Source organism: Methanoculleus horonobensis (assembly GCF_001602375.1).
Lineage (GTDB): Archaea > Halobacteriota > Methanomicrobia > Methanomicrobiales > Methanoculleaceae > Methanoculleus > Methanoculleus horonobensis.
The window spans coordinates 250,253-275,583 of record NZ_BCNY01000013.1 but is presented as its reverse complement, the minus strand read 5'-3'; the positions used below and the strand labels follow the sequence as shown (position 1 = coordinate 275,583).

The following is a 25,331-nucleotide window of genomic DNA, read 5'->3' as shown; positions in this document are numbered from 1 at the left end:
TGTTTGTTGTTTCTCCGCACCGATGTGCATATTCCCCGGAGACGCACACTGATACGCATGAAGAACGTCGATATGACGGTCGAGGGCAGCGTCCTCACCATACGGGTGGATCTCGCAAAGGAGTTCGGGGTGTCCAAAAGCGGAAAGTCGATCACGATCGCCTCGACCGAGGGCAACGTCTCGGTGCCGGGGCACGAGGATATCAAGATCGGGCTGAACATCTACCGGAAGAAGTGAGCGGGCATTGATCTTCTCCCGGCGCTGGTGGCCCGGGAGAGCCCCCGCTCATTTTGCGTGAACCGTATCACCATCCACGCTCTGCAAGTTCGTGTGAAGCCGCGAGATCTGTGCGACATGGCTTTACTGAATCCCTACCTGTTTACCCCGGATGATTGCAATCCAAGAGCACGGCTTTCCACCGGGTATCGCACCTAACGGTGCTCCAGCTCCGTTCCTTCGCACCTTCGGTGCTCACGCTCCGGTTCTTACGAACCGTCGCGCTTCGGAACGTCGCTTATCGCCATGACTGCCCCCGCCCTTGGGGCGGGGAACGACGCTCCGTTAGGAGCGGAGTTGAGGCACCACAGGTGCGGGTGAGGAGGCCGAAGGCCGGGCGGGGTGGGATTTTCAGATATTGCTACATAAGGTGGAGACAGGGGAGGGGGCACGCCCCCTTCGCACCTATCGGTGCTCAAGCTCGCTTCGCTCGCACTCCGCACCCTCCGGGTGCTCGAGCTCCGGGCGTTCCGCCCATCGCACTCCCCGTCAGCCCCACCTCGCACCGAAGGTGCGAAGGTGCGCAGGCAACCACGGTCCACTGCATGGGGATGTTCGAGGAAAAAGGCTGATCCTAGGGACTGCCGGGCCCAGCATCAACCCCGTCGGGGTAGGGGAAGAGCGAAAAAGGGTTTCAGCAGAGTCTGTGATACGCGTCTCCCTTCCCTTCGCGCCACAGAAGGCCTAACACCCTTCACCCCCGCCCCACGGCGCACCGGAGCGTCCCGTGAACCTCCCGGATGGGACAGCGGTCGCAGAGCGGCGATCTTTTGCAGATAGTATTCCCCAGGCGCACGATCTGGGCGTGGTAGTCGTTGAAGAGTTCCGCGTCCGGCTCGAGGTTCTCGGCAAAGAGCCGTTGCGTCAGGTCGTAGGACGCCCCTTCGGGGAGGAAGCCGTAGCGCGAGAATATCCGCCGGGTATAGGCATCGACGACGAAGACCGGCTTTTCGCAGACATACAGCAGGATGGTGTCCGTTGTCTCCTTCCCGAAACCGCGGAGGGCGAGCAGCCGCTCGCGGAGTTCGCCGGTCTCCATGGCCGCCATCGCCGCCGGGTCGGCGCGAAACTCCCTGACATAGACTCGGGAAAACTCCCGGATCCGCTCCGCCTTCTGGTTGTAGTACCGGGAAGGGACGATCAGGGGAGCAATATCGGCGGCATCGGCCGCGGCGAGGAGATGGGGGTCGAGCATCCCGGCGTCTTCGAGGTTTGCGATGGCCTGCGCCGCGTTCGTCCAGGAGACGTTCTGGGTGAGGATCGCGCCGACCATCGTCTCGAACGGCGTCTTTGCGGGCCACCAGTGCTGGTGGCCGAACGCCGCGAAGAGGGCGTCGTAGATCTGAATGAGATCCTCGGTGAGGGTCGCCGCCATCACCGCCACCAGGGTTTCGCGGCGATCGGCATGTGCCAGTCGGTGGAAAACGCCCTGTCGGTCACTTTTATCCCGGGCGGGGCCTGCCTGCGCTTGAACTCAGCCCGCTCGACCATTCCGGCGACCTCCCGGACGGTCTCTTCGGGATACCCGGCGGCGATGATCTCGTCGGGCGACTCGAGACAGTCGATAAGACGGTGAAGGATCGCGTCGAGGAGGTCGTAGGGAGGAAGGATCTCCTGGTCGGTCTGGCCGGGCCGGAGCTCCGCTGAGGGGGGTTTTTTGAGCACCCTCTCGGGGATGACGGGGCGTTCGGCGTTCAGCCACCGGGCAATCCGGTAGACCATCCCCTTCGGGACGTCCGCGATCACGGAGAGCCCCCCCGCCGCATCCCCATAGAGGGTGCAGTAGCCGACCGCGACCTCCGACTTGTTCCCGGTCGAGAGGAGCATGGAGCCGAACTTGTTCGCGAGTGCCATCAGAACCGTCGCCCGGATCCTGGCCTGCAGGTTCTCCTCGGTGATGTCGGGGGCAAGCCCCGCGAAGACGTCCGCGAGGCCGCTGTCGAACGCCTCCATCATAGGAGCAATCGGGATGCACTGCACCCGGATACCAAGGTTCGCCGCAAGTTCCCGGGCATCCTCGATGCTCTCCGCGGAGGTGTGGGGAGAGGGGAGGAGCACCCCGAGGACGTTCTCCTGCCCGAGCGCCCGGGCGGCGACGGCGGCCACGAGCGAGGAGTCAATCCCGCCGGAGAGACCGAGATGGACGGATCTAAATCCGCACTTATGGACGTAGTCGCGGGTGCCGAGCACCAGCGCCCGCCAGATCTCGGACTCGGGCCCCTGGTCGTCGGGAGCGACCGCCTGCGGGGCGGGGCGGGCGAGATCGATGGTTACGATCTCCTCGGCAAAAGCCGCACCGCGGGCGATGAGGGTTCCGTCTGCGGAAAAAGCAACGCTCCGGCCGTCGAAGACCAGGTCGTCGTTCCCGCCGACGAGGTTTGCCGAGACGATCGCGACCCGGTTCTCCTTCGCGGCCCGGGAGAACATCTCCTCGCGCAGGCACTGTCTTCCGATGACGAACGGCGACGCAGAGAGGTTCACGATCACGTCCGGCACCTCTCCGCCGCACCGGATCTCCTCGCCGATGGCGACCCCGACCGTTCTCTCGCCGAGGTGGAATGTCCCGGGGCTCCCGGCCGCCGGCTCGAAGTAGCGGCCTTCATCGAAGCTGCCGGAGATTGCGGTTTTCCGGAACGTCCCCCGCACCTCCCCGTCCCGGAGGAGGGCGGCGGCGTTGAAGAGCGGTCGGCCGGTTCCGGCGGGGTTCGGCTCGGCGAAACCGACGAGCACCGGTGGGGCATCCGCGAGCCCGGCGGCCAGGTCATCCAGGACGGCGAGGCTCCGGGTTATGAACCCCGCCTGCAGGAGCAGATCCCGGGGCGGGCAGCCGGTCAGGGAGAGTTCCGGGGCGACGATCAGGTCCGGTCGGTGGCGGGCCGCCTCGCGTGTGCCCGCCGCAATCCGGCCGGCGTTGCCGGCGAGGTCGCCGACGACTGTGTTCACCTGGAGGAGTGAGATCTTCATGGTACTTCCCCGATTATGATCAGTAATGGCGAAACGGATGGCATATGTCTTTGCATGGCCGTATTCTCGCGGGACGGAAGTCTCCCGGCACCTGACTGCCCGCGCCCGCCGACCATACCCCTTTTAATGGCCGGAAGTCAATGCGCCTTATAGAGGACTATGCAGAGAGCATGCCGTGGAGCGATCTCACCCGGCCGGAGATCCGGCGCATCGGTTGCGTGGCGCACCTGTATCCGGGGGGGGTCAGCCTGACCTCGTACAGCCGCCGATCCGCAATCCGGGATACCCGGCTCCTCCTGGTTGCCGCATCGGTTCTCGTTGCCTTCATCGCAAACGCCGCCGGCCTCCTTGCCGGCGTCACCATCGTCCTCCCGCACCTGCTGTACCTGCCGATCGTCCTTGCCGCCTACTGGTTCCCCCGCCGCGGAATCCTCTTCTCGCTTGCCCTGGCTCTCGGGTACCTGGCGCTGGCCCTGCCCTTCACCGGGGGAGAGGCCGGAGCGGTCGTCTCGGCGCTCTCGCGGGCGGTAGTCTTCGCCGCCGTCGGCACCGTCGTGTCGTTCCTCTCTCTCCGGCTGCGGGAGCAGGAAGAACGGTACCGGGGGATCTTCGATAACTCGGAGGCGGGAACGTTCATCATTGCCCCCGGCGAGTCCGGGCCGCAGATCGAGGAGACGAACTACGTGGGCGCCGCGCTCCTCGGCTTCACGACGAAGGATCTGGTCGGGAAGCACGTCGCCGGGTTCTTCGAAGATCCAGAAGCCTGGGAAACGCTAGCGGCGGATATCGACCGCAGTGGAACCCTCTATGACTACGAGACAGTGCTTCTCCGAATCGACGGAACAGCCGTCCAGGTGCTCGTATCAGCCGGCCGGCTCCCGGGCGAGCGGATCGTCCTCACGCTCGTCGATATCACCGCCCGGAAGAACGCCGAAGACGCACTCCGCCGGACGAACGCCAAACTGAATATGCTGGGCCATCTCACCCGGAGCGATCTCGCCGCGGCAGTATCGGGACTCCTCGAGCGGATCGCCGGAGGGATGCGGGAGTTCGACGACCCTGGTATCCACCGGTATCTCCGGAGCCTGGAAGAGGACGCTCGGGTGGTGCAGCGGCGTGCAGAGATCACCCGGGACTACCAGGATCTCGGCCTCCGGCCGTCGGGCTGGCAGCCAGTTCAGAAGGTGATCTGGGAGGTGACGTCGCGTCTGGTGCTTCCCGGAATATCGGTTCGTTCCTGGGTAGAGCGGCTCGAGGTCTTCGCCGATCCGATGCTCGACCGGGTCTTTTCGAACCTGCTGGAGAACGCCGCCCGGCACGGGAAGACTGTATCGTCGGTCGTCATCACCTACCGGATCCTGGACGACGGGCTCGTGATCTCTATCGAGGATGACGGCGTGGGAATTCCCGAAGCGGAGAAGGAGCAGATCTTTGACTACGGTGTCGGCATCGAGGGCGGGCTCGGGCTCTTCCTCGTCCGGGAGATCCTTGCCATCACGAACATGACAATCCGGGAGACCGGAACGCCCGGCAGGGGGGCGAGGTTCGAGATACACGTGCCCCCGGCTGGATACCGGATAATCTGAGGCAGAAGAATGTTTGCAAAGGTGCTTATTCCGACAGACTTCTCCGCGGCCTCCGTCACCATGGCGGAGCGGGTCGGCGAGGTTCCGGGCGTCCGCGAGGTCGTCCTCGTCCACGCCCAAAGATCGGCAGCCCTCTCGTCTGCCGATGAGGATGCGCTCCGCCGGATGCGGGAACTGGTGCAGCGGCAGGGCTTCCCCGTCGAGGTGGTGGTTGCGGAGGATGACGGGACTGATCTCCCGGCGAGGATCCTCCGGACCGCCCTGGCGACGGGGGCGAACCTGGTAGCAATGGGAGTCAGAGACCAGGGGCTTCTCCGGAACCTCTTCTCCGGCAACGTTGCGGCCACCGTGCTCCGGGACGCCCGGGTGCACGTCCTGATCGTACCGCAATCGACGGCAGGTGACAGGCAGGCGCTCTTCTCGCGGCTGCTGGTGCCGACCGATCTCGCGGATCCGGCACCTGAAGTCCGTTCGCTCCTCAAGGGCGCTGCCGGGGACGGAACGGCGGTGCTCCTGCACGTCGTCGAACCCGGGCGTTCGGAGGCCGAACGGGAGGCCGGCGGCCGGATCGCCGCCCTGAAAAACAATCTTTCTGCCCCCGGGCGGGAACTCGAGCCGCTGGTACGAGCCGGGGATCCGGCGCACACCATCTGCGCCGTGGCGGACGAGCTTGGCACATCCCTGGTTGCCATCCCGCGCATAGGGAGGCGTGACGCTGCAGGAGCCGCACCGCTCGGGAGCGTCACGAGTGCCGTTATAGGGTGTGTAAAACAGCCGGTGCTGGTGCTGGCGGTCTCTATCCGCCTGGTGATCGAGACCCGGGAACTCAGGAGCGAAGAGTTCGGGCTCGCAGAAGAGATCTGGCTCGATTACCACGAGCTGAAGGCGAACCCGAAGACGGATCGAATCTTCGGGGTCTTTGTCGACGGCATGCTGGTCTCCGTCGCCCGGTGCCGCCGGCACCCGGACGGCTATGAGGTGGACGGCGTCTTCACCCCCGCCAGGTTCCGGGGGCGGGGATATGCCCGGCGGGCGATGGACGCACTCGTCGAGGCGTGCCAGCACGACACCCTGTACATGCACTCGGTCAGAAACCTCGTCGACTTCTACGGGGAGTATGGATTCATATCGATACCCGAGAGCGACCTTCCGCCGACGATCCGGGCAAGGTTCGCATTTGCCCTGGGGGAGATGGAGGGGGCGAACGTCCAGCCGATGCGCCGGGCCGCAGGCTGGTTCCGGCGATAACGGTTCTCCCCGTCAGTTTCAGTCGTCGTAGAGATCCGGAAAATCCATGTCCTCTTCGATCTCGTCGGGGTACGGGACGTCGATGACGACCGACCCGTCCTCGAGGATGTCGCCGATCTCGATGTATACCCCTGCAGGAAACTCCCGCTCCTCTGTTCTGCCGTCAGAGCACTTGATGTACGCCCACATGCTGTCCCTCTGCAGATCCATTCGTTCTGTGCTCCCGGCATAATTCCGGGAGCATGCTCCCATTCCAGTATCGGATGGCATCGTTATAAAGATTTTGCGCTTTAAATAGCAGGATTAGGTATTAATATTCCTGATTTCCGGGGAGATGTGTATAGAAGCGCATCCTTGAGGGTCGTAATAGAGGGATACATTCTCCTGCCCCTGCGGCGATGGGCAGCCATATATATCGTGACGGTGCCCAAGGATGCATACATGCGCATCGGGATCCTCTCCGACACACATGACTGCCTCGAGATGGTGGACGCAGCCGTACGACAGCTGAACGGGGAACGGGTAGATCTGGTGCTTCACGCCGGGGACTACGTCTCGCCGTTTGCCATCCCGCGTCTTGCGAACCTGCAGTCGCCCATGATCGGCGTCCTCGGGAACAACGACGGTGATCACCGTCTCCTCTCGGCACGGTTCGCCGAGCACGACCGGCTCAGCCTGCGGGGCACGTTTGCCGCCGTCACCGCAGGCGGCATGACGATAGGGCTGCTCCACGGCGATGACCGGGAACTCCTGCAGGCGCTCATCGTGCGGAAGGCCTTCGACGTCATGGTTCACGGCCATACCCACCAGGCGCAGGTCAGAACGCTCTGCGGGACGCTGGTTGTCAATCCCGGAGAGGCCTGCGGGTACCTGACCGGGCGGCCGACCGTTGCCGTGCTGGATACGGGAACCCGGAACGTGGAACTGCTCTCCCTCTGAGGGGGGTAAAAAGAGAGGTGGTGCGGGTTATACCGCTTCCGCGTCGCTGGATCTCTCTTCGAGTCTCCAGGCCGGGGTGCCGGCATACCCGAGATCCGCCCTGAGCGTCGCTTCCGAGACCTCGAACGTATCCGGGACATCGAAGTAGAGGTAGCCTTTCAGCGATTCGTACCGCTCAAGCGGCTTTTTGTCGAACGACTCCCCGAGCGTGGTGAAGGGCGGAACATCCAGGGGGGCAACCGTGGTTCCCCCGTATTCGAGGACGAACGCGTCCCTTGCGGGCGCCTCGATGGTGTAGAGGTCGGAGTCGCCCTTGTGCCCGAGGTTGGTCGACTTGACGGCTACGAGGAGGAACCTATGCCCTTCGCCCGCTTCGACGGTCGGCGTCGACTCATTGCCGGGAACCTCCCGGTATGCCGTTGCGGTTCGGGTGGACTCGGCGAGCAGCGAAACCATGTTCTCGGCGCCCGGATCGTCGTAGGTGTGGCGGTCCATGAGCGGGAGAATCTTCTCGGGCGGTGCGACCACGACCGGTCCTGTGCCGGCCGGGAGCCCGGATGCCCGGGCTGCGAGGGGGGCGGCGTTCATCGTGGAGATACCTGCATCTGCCGGCTGTATCTCCGCGGCCTGCCGGGTAACCTTCTCAAGCCCCTCCGATGCCGTGGCGAGATCCTTGAACGCCATCGGGACGGCATCATCGCCGGCATCTACCGGGGCGAGGAGCGTCTTGCTTGCTGCGGAGTAGGCCTCAAGCGATCTGACGAACTCGTCCTTGAAGGGCTGACGTTCCGGTGAAACCTGGAGCGGCTGCACCTCGCGTAGCAACCTGACGGAGAATGCGTGCAGCTCGTCGGCCGTGGCGGCGGCGGCATCTGCGTCCTGCAGGTAGAGGGCGTGGGCATGCGCCATCGAGAGTCTCATCAGGCGGATGCTGGCGGTGTCGACCAGTCCGGCCAGCCGTTCGTCGTCATAACCGCCGGTTCCCTCGTGAAGTGCCCCGACCACAGGAGCAGGACTGCCGGTACTGACAGGCGTCACCGGCTCCGGTTCGCTCTCGAAGCGGGGTTCTTCAGAGACTGAGGAGACGTTCTCCCCGTTCCGGAACTCTGTGAACGGATCGGGGTTGTCCCTCTCATCCATGAGCACCGGGAAGGTCCCGGTTGTGTCGTTCTCCTCCGGGAGTACAGTGGCTGCATCTGTTGCGTTCCCCTCTTCGGGGAGTTTCGGAAGGTCGGATGGCTCCAGCTCGTCCCCTATCGCCGACAGATTGCCGGGCGAGAACGGTAGCAACTCTCCCGACTCAAGTGCCGTGAGCCCCTGGCCTGAGCCGGCAACGGCGGGTATGGCAAGGAGGAACCCCGCGCAAACGGCAATTCCCAGGAAAATGAGGACGTTCTCATGGTGCTTGCTCATGAGCATTTTTCTTTCAACAAATATATATAAATATTATTATATTGCGTGTTTTGAAAAAACACCGCTCCGGCAAAACCGTTTCCGTTACCGCCGGAGATCCGCCATCGCCTGACTACGCACCCGGCAGCACCGAAGCCGTCACAGAAGACCCGGGCCGGAACCGGCCGACAGGCGAACCTCTCCCGGCCTCTCCTGAGCCGCGAAAGCCCTGCGATGGAGAGGAGCAGATGGCTCTGCTCCAGTTTGGGTCACGAGCCTCGATCTCGGCTCTTGAGTCTGATCTCATAGTGATTGCGCCTGCTGCCGGTCAGTCACGGTGAACCCGGGGGACGCCGCCTTCTCTCCCTTGGAAACCTATATGTACTCTCGCGGGTTACCGGGTTAAGAGGATACCTGATGGAGATCGTGAAGATACCGAATATGGATAAAGCGGAGTACGATAAACTCATCGAGGAGGGTTTTCTCAGCCGTATCGCATTCCAGGGCGGTAAATACCCGTATATCGCCCCGTTCCTGTATGTCTTCGACGGGAAGTTCCTCTACTTCCTGGCGACCAAGTACGGCAGGAAGAACGACCTCTTCCGGCAGCACCCGTATGTCTCCGTTGAGGTCGAGCGGTATTCCGGCGACCTCTCCTGCTACACCTTCGTGACGATGCAGGGCTACCTGGTGCAACTCGAGGACGCGATCGAGAAGAAGCTCATCAGAGAGAAGTTCGTGAATATGATCAAGGAGCACAACCTCTCGAAGAACATCCTCGCAGCGCTCGGCCACAAGCCGGAGGAGCCGATAGAGGCGATCGCCTCCGAAGAGCGTTCGAACATCTGGAAACTTACCGGCGTGACCGATATCGTTGCCTTAAAGAACCTCTAACTTTTTTTGACGGAACCCTTATGAGCCGGGAAGACACGGGACGGCTATGGCCCCGGGATGCCGTCCGGCGCTCTCCGTTCTTCTTATCGCGCTACTGATCGCAACCCCTGCCCTTGCTCACGTTCCGCTCTTCGCCCGGGACGGGTCGTCGCCTGATGCGGCGTTCGTCGTCGAAGATCCGACGAAGTCGTGGGTGATCTACGGCACCCTGCCGGAAGGCCCCGCCGCCCGGTACTACCGGTTCCGAATGGAGGAAGGGGAGCGGATATATGCGACGCTTCAGGTCCCTTATGCAGGCGGGTTTGTGCCGGGCATGGTGCTCGCGGGGCCGGGGATCGAGGGCTCGGGCACCGTTCCGCCATACGTGGCTCTCCCGGAGGGTGCCGGCGCGACGGCGGTGCCGGGGCGTCTTCCGGAACAGCCGGAGTATGAACCGTTCACGCCGTCGAAACTCTACGAACTCGGCCGGATCGACACGCCGGCGCCGGCGGCCGGCGACTATATCCTCGCGGTCTACACCCCCGGGGAGGGAGGAAACTACGCTCTCGCGCTCGGCTACGTCGAGTCCTATACCCCCGGAGAATGGGTGCGGGTGCCTATCGACGTCGTCGCCATCCACCGCCACGAGGGGCAGCCTCTCCTCCTCATCTTCGCACCGATGATCGCCGTCCTTGCCGCAGGAGCCGCCCTGCTCCTCCGGCGCCGCCGATCCCTCTCTCCCTTCGCGCTCTCTGGAGCGATCGCCGGTCTCCTCTCCATCGGGAGCGGCGCCATGACCCTGATGCAGATGGCCATCGCGGCCGTGGGAACGGACGCCGGGGCCGCTCTCCTCCTGACCCGTGCCTTCGCGGTCATCCCCGTTCTCCTCGGGATCTGGGCGCTCCTGGTGGCCTTCCGCAGGCAGATCGGAACCGGGGAGCGGCTTGCCATGGCGGCGCTCGGGGCTATCGGCCTCGTCACCTGGGCGGGGCTCGTGCTTGGCCCCGTGCTTGCCTTCGTTGCCGCTGTCCTGCCGGCCCGCCGTCGCCCGCCGTGAATTACGTGAAGAGCGGCTCGATCATTGTTCCGGCGGTATTGAGCAGGCCGGCGAGCCCTTCCGGCGTTGCGGTTCCTTTCTCCATCCAGCGGATGATCCCGCGCCCGTCCAGGAGGTAGATGTAGGCGAGCGAGGGGTCGCCGATTGCGTAGGCCCGCCTGCACCGCTCGATATCCTCCGGGAAGATCAGCACCCGGTCATGCTCTGCAGGCGGGGTGCCGCCCGCGAGCCCCTGCCGGATTCTGTCGGCGAGGGAACTCCCGATGAGGCTGTCCCCGATGACCACAACGAGATAGGGCTTCACCCGGGGATTCTCGGTGAACGCTCCGACAAAGGGGCCGCTCCAGGACTCCGCCATCGGCCCGGCGGACTCGAGGAAGACGAGGACGACGAGCGAGACGTCGCCTCCCGCGTCGTCGGGGAGGGTGACGACCCTGCCGGAGAGGGACGCTGCCATGAGGGTGGGAAACGTCCTGCCGAGGGCTGCGGGCACCGGTTCGGTGGTTGTTGGCGTTCTGTCCATGGCCTGCGGGTAGGGACCCCCTTAAGATAAACCCTCTCCCGGGTGGGATGCGGCCTTCGTGCGGGAGGCGTTGCGCCAAGCACTATAACTCTCGAGCGCAACAGTTCCTCCAGGGAGGCGTACCGGTTTGATCAGCATCGGGGAAGGGTGGAAAGACCTCGCCTCGGCGCTCCGGGGGTCGGACGCCGGGGAACGCGTCTACGTCGTCGGGGCGACGGACAGCGGGAAGACGACGCTCTGCCGGTATCTCGTCGATACGGCGGCGGTGCAGGCGAGGACGGCATACGTCGACTGCGACACCGGGCAGTCCCGGATCGGGCCGCCGACGACCGAGGGGATGGCCGTCTATCCCGACCCGTCGGAACCCTACCTCCGGTTCGTCGGCTCGACGTCCCCGGGCGGCCACTTCGTCCAGACCATCACGGGAGCAAAACGTCTCGTCGAGAAGGCCGACGAACTCTCCGCTCGCGTCACCGTCATCGACTCGCCCGGGCTCGTCTCCGGCGGGGTAGGGGTCGAGTTCCAGTTCCAGATGATCGACCTCCTCCGCCCCACCCGCATCGTCGCCCTCCAGCGCGGGCGGGAGCTCGAACGGCTGCTCGCGAACTTCACCCGCAATCCGGGGGTTGCGGTCCACCGGATCGCGGTCTCCCCTGCGGTCGTCGTCCGGCCTGCCGCTGCCCGGCGGCGTTACCGCGAGGAACGCTTCAGGGTCTATTTTGCCGGTGCAGAGTCGCAGGAGATCTCGCTCCGGGGGCTCGGTCTCCAGGGCAGGGTGCCCGACCTCGGAAACCCCCGCGGGATCGGCGGAAGGCTGGTCTCCCTCAACGACCCCGAGAACTTCGTCGTCGCCCTCGGCATCGTCGAAGACCTGCATCCCGGAGGACGACGGCTCGAGATCTTCGCCCCGCCCTTCGACCCGGACGCCGTCGCGTCGGTCCGGTTCGGTTCGGTCTCCCTGGCTCTCGGGGCGGCTCCGGGGTCGATCGAGTCGTTCCGGCGGTGAGTCCCTCACGCCGGGATGAGCGAGAGCCAGAGTATGTAGACCGCCGCCTGGGCGAGGGTGAGCGGGACGCCGACCCGCGCAAACTCGGCAAACGTCAGCGTCTCGCCTTCCTTCTCCGCACCCTGGATGACGATGACGTTGCTGGCCGCGCCGAGGATCAGCATGTTCCCGGCGATGGTGCTGCCGGCCGCAAGCGCCATCAGCCCGACCGTGGACGTCCCGAGGTGGGAGAGGGCCGGGAGGAAGAGGGCGACGAAGGGGACGTTCGAGATGAACTGGGAGACGACGACGCCGGTTGCGACGATGACCGGGACGGCGCCGAGATCGAGCGAACTCCCTTCTACGAGCGGCTGGAAGAGCCCCGATTCCCAGACGCTTGCCATGAGGACGAAGAGGCCGGCGAAGAAGACCAGTGTCGGCCAGTCGATCCGGCGGAGGATCTCGAACCGCTGCCCGCTCCCGGCGAGGATGGGGATGGCCGCAACGGCCGCGATCCAGGTCAGCGGGATATCGAGGCCCGGGACGAGCATCACCGCCGCTATTCTGACTGCGATCATGAGGACGAGCAGGATGAGCGAGAGACGGGCGAGGGCCGCGAGAGCGGGATCGCAGATCGTCTCCTCGCGGTGAACCAGCGGGACGGTGGAGTTGAGTTCGTCCGGGAACGCCCGGCAGAGGAAGGCATAGGCGAGCAGGAGGGAGATCGCCGTCGGGGCGGCGAGGTAGAGGGGGAACGTGATGAACGGGTTTGCGACATCACCCGAGAGCGCGATGAGGAGGTTCTGCGGGTTCCCGATGGGGCTTGGGACGCTTCCTGTCGTGACGGCGAACGCAAGGGTGAGCAGCAGGAGTTTTGAAGGGATGCCGTGCCGCCGTGCGAAGTAGAGCATCAGCGGGGTGCCGACGACCGCGAGCGTGTCGTTCATCAGGAGCGCCGAGAGGGCTCCTGCGCCGATGAGGATGAGCAAGACCAGGTGCCGGACCGACCCCGCCCGTGAGAAGAGGCGAAAGGAGAGATGGTGGAGATAGCCGCTCGACGCGAGCGCCTCCCCGATCACGAACATGAAGAAGAGGAAGAGCATCACGTCGAGGTTGATCGACGCGAGCGCGTCGAGCGGCGCGATCGATCCCGTCGCGAGGACGGCCGCCGCACCGAGGAGCATCACCTGCCAGATGCGGAAGTCGACGTTCCCGATCTTTCTGACCGCGATCAGGAGGAAGACGATGACGAGAACGACGAGCGGGATGAGTGTGCCCATGATATCGCCGGCGAAGAACTGTGTGCAACCGATTGGTTTGCTCTCTACCGGAAAAAAGGATCTCCCTGAGCCGAAGAGCCCTCAGGCCGTCTGCCCGACGGTATAGTTGATGACGCTCTCACAGATGTCGCCGGAATATTCCCCGATCCGCCGGATACTGTCTGCAACCTGCCCTGTCGGGATCGCCTTCACCGCCTCGAACCGGAGCACCCGGGTATCGATCTCGCGGGTCATCTCCTCGAGGTCGCGCACCCGCTCAAGCGTCGTGTTCGCCTTCTCGATCTCTCCCGTGTGAAACGCCTCCATGCTCCACGAGAAGATCTGCAGGGCAAGCGCGCTTGCCTCGTCCATGCGGTCGAGCGTCGCCGCCTCGATATCCCGGTCGATCAGGAGGAGGGCGTTGTGCGCGGTCCGGGTGGCGTGGTCGGCGATCCGCTCGATGATCCTGCTCACCTGGAAGCAGTACGCCGCCCGGGCCACCGGGATCTCCATCCGGCGCGCGAGCGTGGCGTCGCTCATGATGAGATTGTCCTGCCGCGCAACGAGCCAGTGCAGCCGGTCGACTTCCGTGTCCCGCGCGACGACATCGTCCGCAAGAGCCGCATCGTGCCCCCGTATCGCGACCATTGCGTCCTGCTGCATGCCCCGCGCGAGAAGGTGCATCCGTCTGATGGTGTTCTCGAACGGCATCTCCGCGGGGTTGAGGAGATCCTTGATCGTAATCGAGGTGTCGGTCTCGCCGATCACCTCCTGCCCGATCGCCATCTGCGTGAACTCCCGGACGAGCTGCAGGATGAACGGCGGCATCCTTCCTTTCGAATCAAGACGGATGATCGCAAAGCCGGCAATGTACGCACCTATAAGGAGGCGGAGCAGGTAGGTGCGGTCGGTCGCGGCCCCGACCTCGAAGACCCTGGTTCGCTGGGCCGACTCGCCGCCGATCTTCGGGGTGATCAGGAGCGATCCGTCGGGCTGCACGACCAGTCCCACCGGATCGTTCTTCTGGATCTTCGCGTCCCTGATCCACTGTTTCGGCAGGGATACGATGTAGGATAAACCGCCGGTGATCTGGACTTTTCTGATCTCCATGGGTTGGTGGGCGTTGGCGCCGGGAGGACATATGTGTTCTCTGGACTATATTCGCCCCCGATATGTTCGGGGGGTAACTATAGTGATATAGCCGTTCTCGGGAATATCCGCCCGTACGGTTATCGGCGGGCAGATGCCGCCGCTACATCCACATGAGCGCCGTGATCCAGAGAAGCAGGGTGAAGAGGATGACGGTGGTTACGATCGACCCGATCCGGTATCGCCGTGCGACGGCCTTGTCCTGGGGAGTCCGGGGCTCTATCTTCATCATGACCACGGCGACGAGTGCGCCTGCAATCAGCCCGACGATCTGTCCGGCAACCAGCACCCCGGACGTGATCAGGCTCATCGGCTGGATCACCAGGACGAGGCCGGCCACCACCGTCGGCGGGATGATGGCGGCGGCGATGGCGACCCCGGCGATGATCTCCGCTGTACCCTTGCTGAATGCCACCGCCGCCGCGAAGCCGAGGAGGACCGCCATCAGGCTGTAGATTGGATTCAAGACGAGGCGCGTGGCAACCTCTTCGGTGATCGTGAGCGGTATGACGAGGTTGATCAGGAAGCTGGCGATTGCGGAGAGGATGAAGACACCCAGGAGCAGCGCCGCGAGCACGCCAAGGCAGCGCAGGGCGTTCTCGATCTTGCCGAGGCCGGCATAGACGGAGAACCCGTAGATCGGGCCCATGATCGGGGAGAGGAGCATTGCCCCGATGATGATCGTCTGGTTGTCGAGCAGCAGTCCGGAGAGGGCTACCAGTCCGGCGATGGAGGTCAGCGCGAGTTTTTCGAGATCGAGTTCGGCGTAACCCTGGATGGTGTCGAGCAGTTTCTCGACCGGCGTCTTCTCTTCCTTCTCCTCGACCTTTTTTTCGGCACGTTTCAGGAGCGACGAGATGACGAACTCCGGCGCCGATACCTCGATCATGTTCTCGTTGTACCGGAGATCGAGTGCATCCTGGAGTTTCTCGATCAGTTCGTCGAGGTTCTCGTTCGGCGTGTATATGGTGATCTGGTAGACGTCCTGGACGAGCGATACCGTATAGTGAAGCCCCTCGAGAACTTCTTCTATCTTCTCGTGCCCGTCTTCGCGCACGTGAACGACGATCTTCTTCATCTCTCCGTCCGGCCGTCGGCGGCTCCGCCGATGCGCGCAAGTTCCCGTGCCCGATCTGTTTCATGCCGTGTGCCCGGCCAGAGGCTCTCCCCGGGAGCCGATCCTAGAAAGGCGGGTGCTGCACCATGGCAGCCGGCAGGCGCATGGAGACAATGCTCCGCTATGTGACAATACGAGTCTTTAGGGGTGAGAAATGTCGACAAGGCGTTCCCCGTCGTGTGATCGGCGGGATCTTCGTCGTCCACGGGAGCGATCCCGGCGACAGTGCTATCCACGAAGAGAGTAGTGGCGGCGGATGAGATTAAGTTTTCCCGGAAGTACAGTGGAGAAGAGGCGAACCGGCACCGCTTGTCCCAATGACGGTTTTCCCGGCAGAGCGCGGTGATGGGTCGTGGAGACCTGCCTTGCGGTGGAGCGCGATTTTTGAAGAAATGCGGTTTTGTGCCTGTGATGATCCGACCCGTCGCAAGTCGCACCGAACGGTGCTCCTGCTCGGTTCCTGCGGAACCTCGCAACTCGAAAACACTTCGTGTTTTCTTGAGCTCCGGACTCGAAGGCCTTCGGCCTTCTCATGCTCTGCTCCTAAGGAGCGTCGCACCCTTCGGCCCGTCGCATTTAGAGAGAAGAGGATACACGAAAAGACGACGTCAAGGGGGGAAGTGTCTTGTGTGGATCCAAATCTCTCTAGGTCTATCTAGTGCATTCTATCATTTAATGGTTTCTGTTTTGGAAATGTAGAAAATAAAGGTTTTGGCCGGTTGCCCGGGCATTTAAGGGTTATCGTGCAGGAGCCGCCTCAACGCTCGCCCCTCGGGGCTCCGGCCCCTCTACGACCGGGTTATTCGGATAGGTGACCCACTCGGTGAACGATCCTTCGTAGATCCGAACGTTCGGGTAGAGGTAGAGCCATTTTAAGAGGACAAACTCGTTCGTGGCTTCCCGGCCGGTTCCGCACGAGCAGATGACCGTCTTGCTCCGGTCGACGCCGTGCTCTTCCAGGATCATGTCGAGTTCGTCGTTGGATCTGAGCCGTGCCGGATTCGCCTCGTGCATCAGGCTCTTCCAGGGCAGGTTGACGGCACCGGGGATATGCCCGGCCTTCCGCCAGGGCCCCTTCCCCTCATAGACCTTTGCCGGGCGTGCATCGAGCACGACCACATCGTCGTTGTCCTTGATCCGCACGAACTCCTCGTATCCGATGGGGTAGTCGTTACGAACCTCGGCGATGAAGGTGGACGGCTCGACCGCGGGGTAGTCCTGCGAGAGTTCCCTTCCTTCGCTCTTCCATGCATCAATTCCGCCGTCGAGGATATACACGGTGTTGTGGCCGTATTTTGCCAGGGAGTAGGCCATCATCGTCTGTCCGAGCCCGTCGCCCGCGCCGGAAAACGCGCCTTTCCCTGTGTAGACGACGACCGGGGAGTCGGCGTCGATACCCGCACGCCGAAACGACTCCTGGATGCAGGCGTTCGGACTGTAGGATCCCGGGAAACCGCGGTTGGATACCCGGAGCACGCCTTCGGTCAGGTGGACGGCACCGGGGATGTGCTCCTGGATATAGTCGTGTATGTTCGGCTGGACGTCGACGACCGTCAGGTTGGCATCGTTTAAGTGGCGGTCCAGCCACTCCGAGTTCACCAGTTTGACCTTCCCGTCCCCACGGGGATACGGGATATTCTCCCGGTCGCTCGTGGCCTGCAGGCGATCCATGCCGCCGGGAGTAAACATCTTCTCTTCCATTTTTCCCTCACCTCATGCTGGATACTCTCACCGGGGGGCGGTGAGCCCGCGTCAATCGAGGCTTGAGAGCACATATACCTTGTGCAGGGTTGGGTGTGCGACTGGCCGAAGGTGCGACGTTCCTCCGGAACGGAGTTGGAGCACCGTTAGGAACGACGTTCCATGGGAACGGAGTTCGAGCACCGAAGGTGTGAGGTGCGGGGGCAGGAGGACGAGAAGAACGAAGTTCTTCGAGGGGGCGGGGTCTGGTGAGGAGAAGTATTGCGCTCCGGCGAGCACATTTGCTAGAGCGGTGAGTCCTGGAGGCTGGTGCGCTGGTTCAACAGGCGCCGAAGGGTGGGGGTTTGGATGTGCGAAGCATCTTCGTACGGACGATTTTTCTTCACTCTGTTGCAAAGCCTGTGCACGGATTTCCATTGGGTATCGCACCTTGACGGTGCTCATGCTCCGTTCCTCGCACCTGACGGTGCTTACGTTCGCTATCGCTCACGCCTCGAAGACCTCCGGTCTTATCAAATTCCTGTCCTACGGTCAGTCGCACCTCGCACCTAATGGTGTTCCAGCTCCGTTCCTCCGGAACATCGCACCTTCGGCCAGTCGCATATCGCCACGCACTGCCTCCGCCCCTCTGGGGCGGGGAACGACTGCCGGGAGCGGAGCGGACGGCGGGAGTTTGAGCACCGCAGGTGCAGAGGAGGAGGCCGGAGGCCGGGTGAGGTGGGGTCACAAGTAGAGCTTTATGGGATAGAGACAGGGGAGGGGGGATGCTCCCCCCTCCCCGTCAGCCCCTCCCCCTATTGGCGATATTCGATGGAAATCCGTGTACGTAAGCGACGTTGCAGTCGCGACTGTCTGCAGGACAGGAGCGTGAGCACTGTTAGGTGCGGGTCGCGACTGTCTGCAGGACGGGAGCGTGAGAGCACTATGGGCGTGAACCGTTAGCCTCTGCTCATCTGCCATGCATGCCGCTGGAAGGTGTCTTTCCCCCCGTATTCACTCTCTGTAACCGCAAAGTATCGTGGGAGATACGCGGGCCCCTCTCACTCCCCGCTCCCCTCCGGGCCGACCTCGATGCTCTCTCCCGGGGAGAGCAGCGTGACCCGGATCGACGTCGTCCGCTCGATGATTCGCTTGAACTCCTCCAGGTTCTGCCGGATGGCGGGGAAGGTGTCGTAGTGCATCGGGATCACGAGCGGCGCGCCGACGTACCGCGCCGCGATCATCGCCTCATCGGGCCCCATCGTGAAACGTCCGCCGACAGGGAGGAGCGCCACGTCCGGCCGGTAGAGGTCGCGGATGAGCTGCATGTCGGAGAAGAGCGCCGTGTCGCCGGCGTGGTAGATGCTGACGCCGTCCATCGTGATGACGAATCCGGCGGCCGCACCGCCGTAGAACCCGGCCCCCTCGTCCTCCAGCCACGACGAGTGGAGCGCGGGCGTCATCGTGAACCGGACGCCGTCGACGGTGATGGTGCCGCCGAGGTTCATTGCTTCGGCGGGAACGCCCTTTGCTTTCAGGTACTTCGCCACCTCGTTGACGGCGACCGTCTTCTTCGAGAGTTCCGCGGCAATGCCCAGGTGGTCGGCGTGGGCGTGCGTCACGGCAACGATATCGGGCTCCACGGCAAGAGAGCCCTCCGGGATAAAAGGATCGATGATGACCGTCCGCGATCCGGAAAGCAAGAAACACGCGTGGCCAAGCCAGGTCAACCTCATGAAGAAGAGATCGTCACGAATACTAAAAAAGTGTTCAGTGGGTTATGGGGATGGACGGGGGTTCAGAACTCCCCCATGTCGATCGCTTCGGTGATGTCGATCGCCTCGCTAAGGCCGTCGTTCGCGACACCCCGCGTCATCATCTCGGAGAGATCACGGTCTTCCATGACGTCCCTGATACGTTCCAGGAACGGGTCGAGCGTGGTGTCTCTCTGCTGCTCGATCACGTGGCGGTACTCACGAAGGGTCGAGGGGCTTATATCGAGTTCCTCGCTGATCTCCTTCATGGTCTTTCCCGAATCAAGAAGTTCCCCCATCGCCGCCTGGTCGAACGGCATCTTGAAATCGAGCTCCCGGAAGAGTTTGAGGCGAACCCGAGCACGTGCCACGGTCTTGCTCAGCTTCTCATCGCCGAGCGCCCTCGCGATTTCGGTGTCGTTCTTACCGTCGTAGTACGCAACCACGAGCTTCGCGAGCTGCCGCGGGGCGAGTTTGGTCTTGAAATACCCCCGATCGAGGATCTCCCGCATGATCAGGGCAATCTCGCGCTCCACAGCGTCGCGATCCCGGAGCGTACCGTGAACCTTTCTCATCGGTTCGACGATCGTCTTCTTGTTCGTGATGGTCGTGAACAGCTCGAGGAGCTGCTGCTTGCGGGTATCTTCTGCCATGTCCGTCTCTCTCAGTTCTGTATTCCACCGTCTGGTTCTGAGGGTCACCCATGACGACCCTTTATATAAAGGTTTTCCCCGGGCCGGGGCGTAACGTTCCCTACATTACAACTGCTAACATTTAAACATTACCATATAAACTCTCAAAACAGAAGGATCGTTTCAGTGGATGTAACCATATCTTCCGGGATATTCCCCGCCGTGAAAAAAACCTTTGTCACATCGCCCATTTCTCGAAGGATCGTGATCCCGCGCGAGGTGAGGACTATTCTTTATTAGCACCGCCGCTCAACTGTACTGCAAGACTATGGCCGAGACGAGCGATATTTACGAAAAAGTCATGGAAGTAGCCAGAAGACGTGGTTTCGTCTGGCCCTCATCCGAGATATACGGGTCGATCGCCGGGTTCATCGACTACGGCCCGCTCGGAGCGATGCTGAAGCGAAACGTCGAGAATCTCTGGCGGTCGTTCTACGTCTTCCAGGAAGGTTACTACGAGATCGAGTGCCCCACCGTCGGGAATGAAGCAATCTTCGTCGCATCCGGTCATGTGAAAGAGTTTGCCGACAAGATGGTGCAGTGCCCGCACTGCGGCGAGTATCTCCGCGCCGATCACATCGCGGAGGAGAACGGCATCCACAACGCGGGCACGCTTTCGGCGGAAGCGCTTCAGGCGGCGCTCTATCAACTCCCCTGCCCGTCGTGCAAGGAACCCCTGGGCGAAACGGGCGTCTTTGCGTTCAACCTGATGTTCGAGACGACCATCGGCCCCGGCTCGCAGCGGAAAGGTTACCTGCGGCCAGAGACCGCCCAGGGCATCTTCACCGACTTCTCCCGGCTCCTGCGCTTTTACCGGGACAAACTTCCCTTCGGCGCCGTCCAGATCGGGAAGTCCTACAGAAACGAGATCTCTCCTCGCCAGGGCATGATCCGGTTGCGGGAGTTCTCCCAGGCGGAAGCCGAGATCTTCGTACATCCGGAGTGTAAGGATCACCCTGCCTTCCACCGCTACGCGGACTACATGGCACCCCTCCTCACCATCGCGCGGCAGCTCGACGGCCAGGAGCCGGCCGCAATCACGATGCGCGAGGCCGTGGACGAGGGCCTCGTCGCGAACGAGTATGTCGCCTACTACATCGCGCTCACGCACCAGATCCTGACCGGCATCGGTGTCGACCCGGCAAAACTCCGGTTCCGCCAGCACCTGATCGATGAGCGGGCACATTATGCGGCCGACTGCTGGGACGCCGAGGTCTACTCCGGCCGGTTCGGATGGGTCGAGATCGTCGGCATCGCCGACCGCACCAACTATGACCTGCGCTCGCACGCCGGGCATTCCGGCACCTCGATGACGGTCTTCATCCCCTACGACGAGCCGAAACGGGTCGTAAAGCGGCGGATCGTGGCCGACATGGGCGTGCTCGGCCCCCGGTATCGCGGCAAGGCGAAGGCAATCGCGGACGCTCTCGCCGCCTCTGAGCCGGGAGAGGACGGTGCGCGGGTCACCGTCGACGGCGAGGAGTTCTTCATCCCCGCCGATCTCTACCAGATCCGGGAAGAGGAGGTCGAAGTTCGCGGCGAAGAGGTGATGCCTCACGTCATCGAACCGTCATACGGCATCGACCGGATGATCTACGTTGCGCTGGAGCACAGCTACGCCGAAGAGGAGGTCGAAGGCGAGATCCGGAAGGTTCTCCGGCTCCCGCCGGCGGTCGCACCGATCCAGGTCGCCGTCTTCCCGCTGATGAACCGGGACGGCCTCGATACCGTCGCGCAGACGATCACTGAGAGGCTCACGCAGTGCCGCATCCTCGCCCAGTATGACGACTCCGGCGCCATCGGCAGGCGTTACCGGAGACAGGACGAGATCGGGACACCCTTTGCCGTCACTGTCGACTACGATACGCTCGAAGACAACACCGTGACCGTGAGAGACCGCGACAGCATGGAGCAGGTTCGGGTACCGATAGAGCGGCTGTCCGAGATCCTCTCCGCACTCATCTCCGGCACCACCACGTTTCGTGAACTCAGGGCATGAACTACGTCTCCCACCCGCTGATCCGGCCAGAGAGCATCGAGGAACGGCGGTACCAACTCTCCATCGCGCTCCGGGCGCTTGATGCGAACACGATGGTCGTCCTCCCGACGGGGCTCGGGAAGACGGCCGTTGCGCTCATCGTTGCAGCGTCCCGCCTCTATTCTCACCCCGGGAGAGTCCTCGTGCTTGCGCCCACAAAGCCCCTGGTCGAGCAGCACCTTCGTTTCTTCAAACAGTTCCTGCTCATCCGGGACGGCTCCGAGCCGAATGAGTCCGATTTTGTCATGTTCACCGGCGACACCTCCCCGGAGGAGCGGGCGCGGGCCTGGGAGGCGTGCCGGATCTGTTTCGCCACTCCGCAGGTGATCAAGAACGACTGCCTGGCAGGAAGGTACAGCCTTGCCGACGTCGTGCTGCTGGTCGTGGACGAGTGCCACCGGGGGGTGGGGAACTACGCCTACGTCTTCCTTGCCGGGCACTACTGCACCGCGGCAAAAGATCCCCTGCTGCTCGCGATGACCGCCTCGCCCGGCGGGGATCCGGTGAAGGTGCAGGAGGTCTGCAACAACCTGCAGATCGAGGCGGTCGAGACGAGGGTGGAGACCGACGAGGACGTCCGCCCCTACATTCACGAGCGCGATATCCAGTACGTCGACGTCTACCTGCCCGAAGAACTGCAGGCGGCCCTCGTCGTCCTCCGGGGGCTCGTGGAGTCGCGTCTTGGCCGGCTCGCGAAACTCAACTTCCGCGTCCCGAAACCCGACAAGCTCTCGATGAAGGCGCTTAATGCCTTAAATGCCCAGATCCAGCAGCGTATACGGACGCGCGATCCCTCGGCATTCATCGCGGCATCCCTGCACGCCGAGTGCATGAAACTCCGGCACGCCATATCGCTTGCCGAGACGCAAGGAAGCGAGGCGCTCAAACTCTACCTCGCCCGGCTCGGCGCAGAAGGAGCCTCGAGCTCGGGGAGCAAGGCGAGCAAGCGCCTCGTCGCCGATCCCGCTTACATAAGCCTCGTCGAGGCCGCCGCCGGCTGGAAGGAGGAACTGCACCCCAAGGCTTCGATCGTCCGCGAACTGGTGCGGGCGCAGCTTGCGGCGCACCCCGAGAGCCGGATCATCGTCTTCGCCACCTACCGCGACACCGTCCAGACGCTCGTGGATACGCTCACCGCTGCCGGCATCGCCTGCGAGCGGTTTGTCGGCCAGGCGTCCCGGGACGCGGAGCGGGGTCTCTCGCAGAAGGAGCAGATCGCGAGCCTCGCCCGATTCCGGGAGGGCGAGTTCAAGTGCCTGATCGCGACCTCTGTTGGCGAGGAGGGGCTCGACGTCCCCTCGACGGATATGGTGATCTTTTACGAGTCGGTCCCCTCGGAGATCCGGAGCATCCAGCGGAAGGGACGGACGGGAAGGAGCGGCAGCGGCACGATCGTCGTGCTGGTGACGAAAGGCACGTCCGATGAGACGTTCCGGTATGTGAGCCAGAGCCGGGAGCGGGCGATGGTGACGGGGATCAAAGGGATGAGCACTGCACCCACGCCCCCACCCGATCCCGCACCTGCCCCGTCCGCTCCGTCCGTCACCAGACAGGCGGACATTCTCTCGTTTGCCCCTGCGGGGCCGGCGATCACCGTTGATGACCGTGAGACGTCGTCGAGGGTCGTCGGGCGCCTGTACGAACTCGGGACGGCGATCACCCTCGAACGCCTCGAGGTCGGCGACTACGCCGTCGGCGACCGCATCCTCGTGGAGAGGAAGACCGTGCAGGACTTCATGAACACCCTCGTCGAGCGCGACCTCTTCGGGCAGATCAAGGCGATGGCCGACGCGGTGCTGCGTCCCGTCCTGATCATCGAGGGGGAGGACGACCTCTATTCGGTGAGGAATATCCATCCGAACGCTATCCGGGGCACGCTCGCGGCCATCACGGTCGATATGGGTGTCGCGCTGATACGCACGCGGGATGCGGACGACACCGCCGAGACGCTCTATGTGCTTGCACAGCGAGAGGGGAGCGAGCGGGGAGAGCGGAAGGTGCACCCGAAGAAGTCGTACCGCTCGGTCCGCGAGGAGCAGGAGTACGCGCTTTCTGCGTTCCCGAACGTCGGTCTGAAAAGCGCCCGGCTCCTCCTCGAACACTTCGGGTCGCTCAAGGCGATCGTCGATGCCGAACCGGAGGAGCTCTCTGCGGTGCACGGGATCGGGGAGAAGACCGCCCGTGCGATATGGGATCTGGCCCGGAGATCTTACCGCTGACCCAGTCGTGCGAGGGCTCTCGCGCCCCGCTCGACCGCCTTCATCAGGGTCAGGCACTCGTCGGGCCTCTGTTCTTCCCTGATCCGCTCACAGAGGTGGACGATCGTCCGCTCGATCTCGGCGGCGGCCTCGCCCTGCACCTTCCGTGCGGCCGGCGCAGAGGACTGCCCGGACTCCGGTGCGGGTGCAGGAGGCTCCGCTTCGGGAAGAGGCTCTTTTTGCGCAGCAAGCGGGCAGACGACGCACTGTGTCTCTCCCTTATACTCAAACAGGGGATAGCCGCAGACCTTACAGGATTTAGCGAGCATCTTTCCTCCCTTGAGGAGATACTCGGCCATGACTTCGTCAGCCTGATCAGCCGTCATTTCGTTGAACTCCCTTAATGAACTTATATATGTCTGGATGCCATTAATAATAGAGGGGTAATTCTAATGGCAAGTCCAGAAGAAACAATACGGATCTGCATCCAGATGCTGCAGAATATCAGTGAGGATTCCACCATTCCAAGAAATATCAGGCGCGTCGCAGACTCGACCAGATCGGTTCTCCAGGACGAATCGAGAAGCATCGGTCTTCGCGCCGCAACCGCAATCTCTATGATCGACGAGATCAGCAACGATCCGAACATGCCGGTTCATGCACGGACCCGCATCTGGGAGCTGGTATCGCAACTCGAGACGGTACCTCTCGACTAAATCACTCATTCTTCCCGAGCGATTCCGGTGAAGACCGGGAAGCAGGGCGATACTATCCGGGTTACCGGCCCGATCACCGACCCCTTTTACCCGTCGTGCGGCAACCGGGCCGAACGTCTCAGCCCATGACGGTGACGTATACCGTCCGCTCACGTCTCGATCGAACGTCGAGTTCCAGGAGGACGATCTGCTGCCAGGTGCCGCACGCGAGCGCACCGGCGATGACCGGGACCGAGAGCGACGGGCCGACGATCGCCGCCCTGACGTGTGAGCGGCCGTTGCCGTCGCCCCACGCCGCATCGTGGGCGTAGGGGATATCGGCCGGGGCGATGACCGAGAGCGCCCGGGAGAGATCGGAGAGGACGCCGGGCTCGTACTCGATGGTGGTGACGGCGGCGGTCGAGCCCGCGACGAAGACGTTCGCGAGCCCTTCCCGAACACCGCTCTCGGCGACCGCCTGTGCTATTTGGGGCGTGAGGTCGATGATCTCCCCCTCCCCGTGCGTATCTACCCGGATTGTCGTACGAAACATTATGGACACCTCATCCGCACCTCCTGTTGTCCTGTGGGTCACTTAAACCTCGTGTTCCTGCGGAACCGGGACATCCCGGAGACGCTTTATGCGCGAGACAGGTATCTCCTCTCCGGAGATGGTGTCGGGTGCCCTATCGCTGGAACGATGGACAGGATGTAGACGAGGCAATCGTTGTCGTGATGAATACGCTTGATGCGGACCCGGAGATCCGGGGGTGGCTGCTCCACGCCCTGCAGCAGGCTATCGACGACTCCGACCCAGAGCTCGCACGGTACTTCTTTGTGGAACTCAAGCGGCACCGGCCTGAGGCGCTCAGGTACTTCACGAAACCGGCGTTCTGAGCTCCATGA

The 25,331-nt window shown here is 63.1% G+C and carries 24 protein-coding genes; 11 read left to right on the top strand and 13 right to left on the bottom strand.

Annotation, left to right across the window (positions count from 1 at the left end; genetic code table 11):
- The first annotated feature begins 57 nt into the window (after positions 1-57).
- Complete coding sequence (locus MCUHO_RS04345) at positions 58-237, top strand: hypothetical protein (RefSeq protein ID WP_067073920.1); 180 nt, start codon at positions 58-60, stop codon at positions 235-237.
- A gap of 733 nt (positions 238-970) precedes the next feature.
- Here the strand turns inward: MCUHO_RS04345 and MCUHO_RS04340 are convergent.
- Positions 971-1,651 carry an endonuclease III domain-containing protein gene (locus MCUHO_RS04340; RefSeq protein ID WP_067074534.1) on the bottom strand — a complete coding sequence of 227 codons (681 nt, stop codon included), beginning with the start codon at positions 1,649-1,651 and terminating at the stop codon, positions 971-973.
- Complete coding sequence (locus MCUHO_RS04335; protein ID WP_011844275.1) at positions 1,651-3,240, bottom strand: NAD+ synthase; 1,590 nt, start codon at positions 3,238-3,240, stop codon at positions 1,651-1,653. The genes MCUHO_RS04340 and MCUHO_RS04335 overlap by 1 nt, the downstream gene beginning before the upstream one ends.
- Positions 3,241-3,410: 170 nt before the next feature.
- Between MCUHO_RS04335 and MCUHO_RS04330 the strand changes: the two genes are divergently transcribed.
- Together MCUHO_RS04330 and MCUHO_RS12315 are read left to right on the top strand one after the other, a co-directional pair.
- Positions 3,411-4,826 carry an ATP-binding protein gene (locus MCUHO_RS04330; RefSeq protein ID WP_143706451.1) on the top strand — a complete coding sequence of 472 codons (1,416 nt, stop codon included), beginning with the start codon at positions 3,411-3,413 and terminating at the stop codon, positions 4,824-4,826.
- Between the two features lie 9 nt (positions 4,827-4,835).
- A complete protein-coding gene (locus tag MCUHO_RS12315) occupies positions 4,836-6,074 on the top strand; it encodes a GNAT family N-acetyltransferase (protein WP_084385919.1) in 1,239 nt (412 codons plus the stop codon).
- Between the two features lie 18 nt (positions 6,075-6,092).
- Here MCUHO_RS12315 and MCUHO_RS04320 read toward each other — a convergent pair whose 3' ends face one another.
- Positions 6,093-6,284, bottom strand: a complete 192-nt coding sequence (locus tag MCUHO_RS04320; protein ID WP_011844272.1) for a hypothetical protein — start codon at positions 6,282-6,284, stop codon at positions 6,093-6,095.
- 231 nt (positions 6,285-6,515) lie between these two features.
- Here MCUHO_RS04320 and MCUHO_RS04315 point away from each other — a divergent pair, with 231 nt between their 5' ends.
- Positions 6,516-7,013 carry a metallophosphoesterase gene (locus MCUHO_RS04315; RefSeq protein ID WP_067073916.1) on the top strand — a complete coding sequence of 166 codons (498 nt, stop codon included), beginning with the start codon at positions 6,516-6,518 and terminating at the stop codon, positions 7,011-7,013.
- Positions 7,014-7,040: 27 nt separating this feature from the next.
- On the opposite strand, the gene MCUHO_RS04310 is transcribed toward MCUHO_RS04315, so the two are convergent.
- Positions 7,041-8,426 (bottom strand): hypothetical protein, encoded by a 1,386-nt coding sequence (locus MCUHO_RS04310; RefSeq protein ID WP_235808159.1) that lies wholly within the window; start codon positions 8,424-8,426, stop codon positions 7,041-7,043.
- Between the two features lie 396 nt (positions 8,427-8,822).
- Between MCUHO_RS04310 and MCUHO_RS04305 the strand changes: the two genes are divergently transcribed.
- Positions 8,823-9,299, top strand: coding sequence for a pyridoxamine 5'-phosphate oxidase family protein (locus tag MCUHO_RS04305; protein WP_067073909.1), 477 nt, complete (start codon positions 8,823-8,825; stop codon positions 9,297-9,299).
- A 46-nt stretch (positions 9,300-9,345) separates the two neighbouring features.
- On the top strand, positions 9,346-10,335 hold the full coding sequence (locus tag MCUHO_RS04300) for a hypothetical protein (protein WP_067073905.1): 990 nt from the start codon (positions 9,346-9,348) through the stop codon (positions 10,333-10,335).
- Position 10,336: 1 nt separating this feature from the next.
- Here MCUHO_RS04300 and MCUHO_RS04295 read toward each other — a convergent pair whose 3' ends face one another.
- A complete protein-coding gene (locus tag MCUHO_RS04295) occupies positions 10,337-10,858 on the bottom strand; it encodes a hypothetical protein (RefSeq protein WP_067073901.1) in 522 nt (173 codons plus the stop codon).
- A 127-nt stretch (positions 10,859-10,985) separates the two neighbouring features.
- Between MCUHO_RS04295 and MCUHO_RS04290 the strand changes: the two genes are divergently transcribed.
- Entirely contained in the window at positions 10,986-11,864 is an 879-nt protein-coding gene (locus MCUHO_RS04290; RefSeq protein ID WP_067073898.1) for a Clp1/GlmU family protein, read from the top strand.
- A 5-nt stretch (positions 11,865-11,869) separates the two neighbouring features.
- Here the strand turns inward: MCUHO_RS04290 and MCUHO_RS04285 are convergent, their stop codons facing one another.
- The 6 genes from MCUHO_RS04285 to MCUHO_RS04260 all read right to left on the bottom strand — a co-directional run bounded on the left by MCUHO_RS04285 (position 11,870) and on the right by MCUHO_RS04260 (position 19,455).
- Positions 11,870-13,123, bottom strand: a complete 1,254-nt coding sequence (locus MCUHO_RS04285; RefSeq protein ID WP_067073893.1) for an SLC13 family permease — start codon at positions 13,121-13,123, stop codon at positions 11,870-11,872.
- A gap of 81 nt (positions 13,124-13,204) precedes the next feature.
- A complete protein-coding gene (locus MCUHO_RS04280) occupies positions 13,205-14,212 on the bottom strand; it encodes a phosphate uptake regulator PhoU (RefSeq protein WP_067073890.1) in 1,008 nt (335 codons plus the stop codon).
- Positions 14,213-14,354: 142 nt separating this feature from the next.
- Positions 14,355-15,329 carry a TIGR00341 family protein gene (locus MCUHO_RS04275; protein ID WP_067073886.1) on the bottom strand — a complete coding sequence of 325 codons (975 nt, stop codon included), beginning with the start codon at positions 15,327-15,329 and terminating at the stop codon, positions 14,355-14,357.
- Positions 15,330-16,106: 777 nt separating this feature from the next.
- Positions 16,107-17,069, bottom strand: coding sequence for a sulfurtransferase (locus tag MCUHO_RS04270; RefSeq protein ID WP_084385918.1), 963 nt, complete (start codon positions 17,067-17,069; stop codon positions 16,107-16,109).
- A 1,040-nt stretch (positions 17,070-18,109) separates the two neighbouring features.
- On the bottom strand, positions 18,110-18,784 hold the full coding sequence (locus MCUHO_RS04265) for a metal-dependent hydrolase (protein WP_067073882.1): 675 nt from the start codon (positions 18,782-18,784) through the stop codon (positions 18,110-18,112).
- A gap of 62 nt (positions 18,785-18,846) precedes the next feature.
- Positions 18,847-19,455 carry a helix-turn-helix domain-containing protein gene (locus tag MCUHO_RS04260; RefSeq protein ID WP_067073879.1) on the bottom strand — a complete coding sequence of 203 codons (609 nt, stop codon included), beginning with the start codon at positions 19,453-19,455 and terminating at the stop codon, positions 18,847-18,849.
- Positions 19,456-19,762: 307 nt separating this feature from the next.
- On the opposite strand from MCUHO_RS04260, the gene glyS reads away from it, so the two are divergent.
- Complete coding sequence (gene glyS, locus MCUHO_RS04255) at positions 19,763-21,493, top strand: glycine--tRNA ligase (protein WP_067073876.1); 1,731 nt, start codon at positions 19,763-19,765, stop codon at positions 21,491-21,493.
- Positions 21,490-23,751 (top strand): DEAD/DEAH box helicase, encoded by a 2,262-nt coding sequence (locus tag MCUHO_RS04250; RefSeq protein WP_067073872.1) that lies wholly within the window; start codon positions 21,490-21,492, stop codon positions 23,749-23,751. The genes glyS and MCUHO_RS04250 overlap by 4 nt, the downstream gene beginning before the upstream one ends.
- Here MCUHO_RS04250 and MCUHO_RS04245 read toward each other — a convergent pair.
- Positions 23,742-24,116, bottom strand: a complete 375-nt coding sequence (locus MCUHO_RS04245) for an Sjogren's syndrome/scleroderma autoantigen 1 family protein (protein ID WP_067073869.1) — start codon at positions 24,114-24,116, stop codon at positions 23,742-23,744. The two genes, MCUHO_RS04250 and MCUHO_RS04245, sit on opposite strands and share 10 nt — an antisense overlap.
- A gap of 66 nt (positions 24,117-24,182) precedes the next feature.
- On the opposite strand from MCUHO_RS04245, the gene MCUHO_RS04240 reads away from it, so the two are divergent.
- Positions 24,183-24,446 carry a UPF0147 family protein gene (locus MCUHO_RS04240; protein WP_067073866.1) on the top strand — a complete coding sequence of 88 codons (264 nt, stop codon included), beginning with the start codon at positions 24,183-24,185 and terminating at the stop codon, positions 24,444-24,446.
- Positions 24,447-24,564: 118 nt separating this feature from the next.
- Here MCUHO_RS04240 and MCUHO_RS04235 read toward each other — a convergent pair whose 3' ends face one another.
- Positions 24,565-24,978, bottom strand: a complete 414-nt coding sequence (locus tag MCUHO_RS04235) for a secondary thiamine-phosphate synthase enzyme YjbQ (protein ID WP_067073862.1) — start codon at positions 24,976-24,978, stop codon at positions 24,565-24,567.
- A 128-nt stretch (positions 24,979-25,106) separates the two neighbouring features.
- On the opposite strand from MCUHO_RS04235, the gene MCUHO_RS04230 reads away from it, so the two are divergent.
- Positions 25,107-25,322 carry a hypothetical protein gene (locus MCUHO_RS04230; protein ID WP_067073857.1) on the top strand — a complete coding sequence of 72 codons (216 nt, stop codon included), beginning with the start codon at positions 25,107-25,109 and terminating at the stop codon, positions 25,320-25,322.
- Positions 25,323-25,331: the final 9 nt, after the last annotated feature.